Source organism: Micromonospora sp. NPDC023814 (assembly GCF_040639595.1).
Lineage (GTDB): Bacteria > Actinomycetota > Actinomycetes > Mycobacteriales > Micromonosporaceae > Micromonospora.
The window spans coordinates 1-6,372 of record NZ_JBFAAF010000141.1 but is presented as its reverse complement, the minus strand read 5'-3'; the positions used below and the strand labels follow the sequence as shown (position 1 = coordinate 6,372).

The 6,372-nt window shown below is 69.7% G+C and carries 3 protein-coding genes and 1 pseudogene; 3 read left to right on the top strand and 1 reads right to left on the bottom strand.

Translation table 11 applies throughout. The features are described 5' to 3' along the window. The first annotated feature begins 29 nt into the window (after window positions 1-29). Window positions 30-3,692 (top strand): hypothetical protein, encoded by a 3,663-nt coding sequence (locus AB0G14_RS34255; protein WP_357704723.1) that lies wholly within the window; start codon window positions 30-32, stop codon window positions 3,690-3,692. A gap of 263 nt (window positions 3,693-3,955) precedes the next feature. Here the strand turns inward: AB0G14_RS34255 and AB0G14_RS34250 are convergent, their stop codons facing one another. Continuing rightward, entirely contained in the window at window positions 3,956-4,603 is a 648-nt protein-coding gene (locus AB0G14_RS34250) for a transposase (protein WP_357704721.1), read from the bottom strand. Window positions 4,604-4,698: 95 nt separating this feature from the next. On the opposite strand from AB0G14_RS34250, the gene AB0G14_RS34245 reads away from it, so the two are divergent. Further along, window positions 4,699-5,943 (top strand): DUF4158 domain-containing protein, encoded by a 1,245-nt coding sequence (locus AB0G14_RS34245; protein ID WP_357704719.1) that lies wholly within the window; start codon window positions 4,699-4,701, stop codon window positions 5,941-5,943. Between the two features lie 137 nt (window positions 5,944-6,080). Next, window positions 6,081-6,372: pseudogene (locus AB0G14_RS34240) on the top strand (hypothetical protein); the annotation flags it as partial.

The window sequence follows — 6,372 nt, the reverse complement described above, 5'->3', positions numbered from 1 at the left end:
TGCACGACGCCCTCCAACAGGCAGACAGAGTGGTGCCGGGCAGCGCGCTCGTGGTGTGGGCGGCGATGCTGCGTCACCGCCAGCCACTCACGACCGCCCAGATCATCGACTCCACCGTTCTCGACCAGTCCGCGGTCACCAGCGTGAGCACCGCCGCGCTGTACGTGCAGGTGTTGCGGGGGTTGGGTCTGCTTGTCGAGCGGGGCAAGGACGGCAAGGCCGTGCGATACCAGGCGGTGGTGCCCCAGGGGTGGTCCCCACCCGAGCGGCAGGCGGCCACCGACTGGCTCGAGCGCCAACCCCTACCGGCGCCCTCCGCGAACACCCCGCCGGTGCCCGCAGCGGTGTACGAAGCCCTCCAACAGACACCGCGCGTGGTGCCGGGCAGCGCGGTCGTGGTGTGGGCGGCGATGCTGCGTCACCGCCAGCCACTCACAACCACCCAGATCACCGACTCCACCGTTCTCGACCAATCCGCAGTCACCGGCACGCGTACCGCCCGGCTGTACGCGCAGGTGTTGCAGGGGTTGGGTCTGCTCGTCGAGCGGGGCAAAGACGGCAAGGCCGTGCGATACCAGGCGGTGGTTCCCCAGGGGTGGTCCCCACCCGAGCGGCAGGCGGCCACCGACTGGCTCGAGCGCCAACCCCTACCGGCGCCCTCCGCGAACACCCCGCCGGTGCCCGCAGCGGTGTACGAAGCCCTCCAACAGACACCGAGCGTGGTGCCGGGCAGCGCGGTCGTGGTGTGGGCGGCGATGCTGCGTCACGGCCAGCCACTCACGATCGCCCAGGTCATCGACTCCACCGTTCTCGATCAGTCCGCGGTCACCGGCACGCGTACCGCCGGGCTGTACGTGCAGGTGTTGCAGGGGTTGGGTCTGCTTGTCGAGCGGGGCAAGGACGGCCAGGCCGTGCGATACGAGGCGGTGGTGCCCGCGGGGTGGTCCTCATCCGAGCGGCAGGCGGCCACCGACTGGCTCGACCGCCAACCCCCACCGGCGTCCTCCGCGAACACCCCGCCGGCGCCCTCCGTGAACACCCCGCCGGTGCCAGCAGCGGTGCACGACGCCCTCCGACAGACACCGAACGTGGTGCCGGGCAGCGCGGTCGTGGTGTGGGCGGCGATGCTGCGTCACCGCCAGCCACTCACAACCACCCAGATCACCGACTCCACCGTTCTCGACCAATCCGCAGTCACCAGCGCGAGCGCCGCCGTGCGGTACGTGCAGGCGTTGCGGAGGCTGGGTCTGCTCGACGAGCGGGGCAACGACGGCAATGCCGTGCGATACCAGGCGGTGGTGCCCCCGGAGTGGTCCCCACCCGAGCAGCAGGCGGCCACCGACTGGCTTGACCGCCAACCCCCACCGGCGCCCTCCGCGAACACCCCGCCGGTGCCAGCAGCGGTGCACGAAGCCCTCCAACAGACACCGGGCGTGGTGCCGGGCAGCGCGGTCGTGTTGTGGGCGGCGATGCTGCGTCACGGCCAGCCACTCACGACCGCCCAGATCACCGACTCCACCGTTCTCGACCAGTCCGCGATCACCGGCACGCGCGCCGCCGCGCTGTACGTGCAGGTGTTGCGGGGGTTGGGTCTGCTCGTCGAGCGGGGCAAAGACGGCCAGGCCGTGCGATACCAGGCGGTGGTGCCCCCGGAGTGGTCCCCACCCGAGCAGCAGGCGGCCACCGACTGGCTCGAGCGCCAACCCCCACCGGCGCCCTCCGCGAACACCCCGCCGGTGCCAGCAGCGGTGCACGAAGCCCTCCAACAGACACCGCGCGTGGTGCCGGGCAGCGCGGTCGTGGTGTGGGCGGCGATGCTGCGTCACCGCCAGCCACTCACAACCACCCAGATCACCGACTCCACCATTCTCGATCAGTCCGCGATCACCGGCATGAGCACCGCCAAACGGTACGTGCGGGCGTTGCGGGGGCTGGGCCTGCTCGTCGAGCGGGGCAACGACGGCAATGCCGTGCGATACCAGGCGGTGGTGCCCCCGGAGTGGTCCCCACCCGAGCAGCAGGCGGCCACCGACTGGCTCGAGCGCCAACCCCCACCGGCGCCCTCCGCGAACACCCCGCCGGTGCCAGCAGCGGTGCACGAAGCCCTCCAACAGACACCGCGCGTGGTGCCGGGCAGCGCGGTCGTGGTGTGGGCGGCGATGCTGCGTCACCGCCAGCCACTCACGACCGCCCAGATCGTCGACTCCACCGTTCTCGGCCAGTCCGCAGTCACCGGCACGCGCGCCGCCGGGCTGTACGTGCAGGCGTTGCGGAGGCTGGGCCTGCTCGTCGAGCGGGGCAAGGACGGCCAGGCCATGCGATACCAGGCGGTGGTGCCCCCGGAGTGGTCCCCACCCGAGCGGCAGGCGGCCACCGACTGGCTCGACCGCCAACCCCCACCGGCTCCGACAACGGACGAGGAGATGGTGGGTGCGAGCCCGGGGGACGGGCCGGGCTGGGCGCGGGCACGGGCGCTGTGGGATCTGCCGGCAAGGGTTCGAGACGCGATCGAACCCACAGCGGTGGTGTCGGTACGGCCCGGAACAGACACCGTGCCGATCGTCGGTGGACGCCGGTTGCATCACTGGTTCCGGCTGGCCGACCCGGCACTCGTGCGGCAGTTCCGCGCGACGATCGGGCCGCTCGTACTCGCCGAGGTCACCAACGGCCCATCCCGGCGGCTAGCCGCGATCCAACAGTTCGTCACCTGGCTCACCGAACAGGTGAACCTCCCACCGATCCAGGTCACCACCGCAGAACCCGGCCCCGCCCGCGACGCGATGCTGCAGACCGAACCCGACCAGCACACCCTCACCATCGCACCACAACTACTCACCACCCCCGACACCAACCGGGTACTCAGCACCGCGCTCCACGAAGTCCACCACGCCGAACAGCACAAACTGCTCACCCTCATCGCCGACCACGCCACCGACGACCACCTACGCACCCACTACCCCACCACCACCCAGACCACCCACCTACGCACCATCGCGCAACTACTCACCACCCCCACCCCCACCCCCACCCCCCCCACCACCACCACCGACACCGACACCGACACCGACACCGATCCCCACGCCACCATCGCCGCCTACACCAACACCTGGCGCCGACACTGGCACCACCCCGCCGAAGCATCCGCCAACGGCATCGAACAACTCTGGACCGACCTCGACGCCTTCACCACACACCCCCTACCCACCACCACCGAACAAGCCCTCCACCACTGGCTCACCAGCCCCAACTGGCACCAATCCCAACTCCGCCTCGCCCTACACCGCGACATCCTCACCACCCGCCACCACCAACCCCACCACCTGCCCACCCACCACGCCCTGCTCACCCTCGCCCGCCACCACCTCGACGACCTCGGCTACCACTACCTCACCGAACCCCACCCCCACCGCCGACAAACCCTCCTCCTGCACCACCTCCTCCACCAACCCCACCCCCACCCAGAAACCCTCACCGCCCTCGCCACCCTCACCACCACCGAACCAGCCACCGACAAAACCTGGACCACCCTCCTCACCACCCTCGCCCAACCACCCACCCACCTCCACAACCCCCACACCAAATACACCCTCATCACCCTCATCCAAACCCTCACCACCACCCACCCCACCCACCGCCACGCCCTCACCTCACTCGCCCACACCTACGCCCGCTGCACCACCCCCAACCCATAAACACCCCCTTTCGATGCACCCGCCCCGGGCGGCGCCCATACCCACTCACAGCAACTTCACAGGGCAGGTCACGCCGCATCTGTCAGCCCGAAACCGGGCGATCTGTCAGCGTCGGCCGCCGGCGGCGGCGCCTTCTGACTTCGGCGGCGTCGACCCCTTTCGTAGGGGGTTCCGTGGGGGCTTCATCGACCGTTCGTCGGCGAGCAGCCGCCAGCGGGCCCGTTCAGCCGCTCACAGCGCAGACATCCCATGTGCTTTGGCTGTCAAGCGGCGACGTGTTCGAGGCGTTCTGTGAGGTCGGGCCAGGCGGTCTCTTCGTCGTAGGTGGTCTTGGTTTTCAGGCAGCCGTGGAGCACGCCGACGAGTCGGTTGCCGAGCTGGCGCAGCGCCGCGCGGTGACCGACTCCGCGAGCACGGAGTTGGTCGTAGTAGCGGCGGGCGCCGGGTGAGGCACGTATGGCCGTGAGCGCCTGCATACCGACCGCGTCGACGAGCCGGTCGTTGTGCACGTGACGGGCCAGCACGACCTTCTTCTTGCCGGACTGACGGGTGATCGGGCTGGTGCCGGCGTAGTTCTTGCGGGCCTTGGCGCTGGCGTAGCGGGTCTTGTCGTCTCCGAACTCGGCGAGCACCCGGGCGCCGAGCACGGCGCTCAATCCGGGCTGGCTGACGTAGATATCAGCGTCCGGGTGCTGGCCAAAATGGGCCCTCACCTGCTCATGCAGAGCCTTGATCTCGGTGTTGAGGGTGGTCAGGATAGCGACCTGAGCGCGGACCGTGGCGGCATACGCGGTCGTCACGACGGGCGGCTGGCCCAGGTGGTCGGCCCGTAGCGCATCTCGGATCGCCTCGGCCTTGACCGCGGCATGGTGCCGCCGTGCCCGCTTGACCGCGGCGAGAATCCGCGTCAAGGGGGGGCGGTAACGAACGTGTCACCAGCCGCCAAATAGTTGATCTTGCTTGTGGTAGTGCGCGGCTGGTCATGGGGTGCTCAGGATGATCGCTCGTGAGCCGATCCCCTCTGGACCTTGATGACCTTGTTGAGCACTGGACGTTGCTGCCGGATGAGCTGGATCTCATCGTGCGCCGACATGAGGCCACGCGGCTGGTGTTCGCGGCGTGGCTGAAGTTCTACACCCGGCACGGCCGGTTCCCGCGTGGACGCAGCGAGCTACACGACCACGCGGTGGCCTTCATGGCCCGGCAGTTGAAGGTGTCGGCCGGTGACATCGGCCTGGTGGAGTGGGACGGGCGCACGGCGGAGCGACACCGGGCCGCGATCCGGGGGTATCTGGGGTTCCGGGAGTGCTCCACGGCGGACGCGGACAAGCTGACGGCGTGGCTCGCCGCGGAGGTCGCGGGCCAGGAGCGCCGCTTCGACCTGGTCCGGCAGGAGCTGCTGGCCGAGTTCCGGCGCGGGCGTATCGAGCCGCCGGCGGACGGCCGCATCGAGCGGATGGTGCGCTCGGCGCTGCACCAGGCGGAGAAGGAGCTGTGCGCCCGCGTGCATGGCCGGCTACCGGCGGATGTGCTCGCCCGGCTGGAGGAGCTGGCCGGCGCCGATGATGACGGGCCGTCGCTGCTGGCGACGATCAAGGCGGTGCCCGGGTCGGTGAGCCTGGACTCAATGCTGGCCGAGATCGAGAAGCTCCGCGCGGTGCGGGCAGTCGGCGTACCAGCCGCGGCGCTGGCGAACGTGGCGCCGAAGGTCCTGGCCGGGTGGCGGGCGCGGGCGATGGTTGAGGCCCCGTCGCACCTGGCCCGGCACACCCCGCAGCTGCGGGTGACGTTGCTGGCCGCGCTGCTGCGACTGCGGGAGCGGGAGATCACCGACGCGCTGGTGGAACTGCTGATCGCCACGGTGCACCGCATCGACGCCCGAGCGCAGCGCAAAAACGTGGCCGAGGGCTGGAACGGCGGCAACCAGGTGCTGTTCTACGGCAAGGGCGGCGACATCGCCACCAACCGCCACGACGAGCAGGAACTGTCAGTGGCGTGCCTGCACGTACTGCAGGCCGCCGTCGCCTACGTCAACACCCTGCTCGTGCAGGACATCCTCGCCGAACCCGCCTGGCCGCACACGCTCACGCCGGAAGACTGGCGCGGGCTCACACCGCTGTTCTGGACACACGTCGCCCCGTACGGGGAGGCCAAGCTCAACATGGCCAAGCGCCTGGAGCTGCGTACCGAACTCGCTGCAGCCCCAGCCCCGGTAGGTCCGGCAGCCCCGGCGGGGTTCGGGCAGCTGTAGTTCGCCTGGGTGAGCCCTGCCATCGCTTCCACGGTGCAGGGCTCACGGTGTCTCCTACCCGGCCCCTCCCTACACAACACAAATGAAAACCGTTATCGTCTGGTGGTCCGGGATCGCTCGAACGTCGGGAGTGCGCGGTGGGTCATGTGCTGTTGGTCGAGAGCTGGGTCGGTGCGATGAGCACCTTGCTGCCCCGGGCGATCCGGGAAGCGGGACATCGGTTCACGTTCCTGACCAGGAACCTGCACCACTACCTGCGGCCGGGCGGCGGCGAAGGGGTGCACCCACTGCTGGCGGCGGACAATGTGATCACCGCCGAGACCAACGACCTAGATGTACTGCCCAGGGACGTTGGTCAACCTGGTGATGGGCGGCTTGCCGCCGGTTGCGGTGTGGGGTCGGTGGTGATTGTAGTGATGCAGGAAGGCC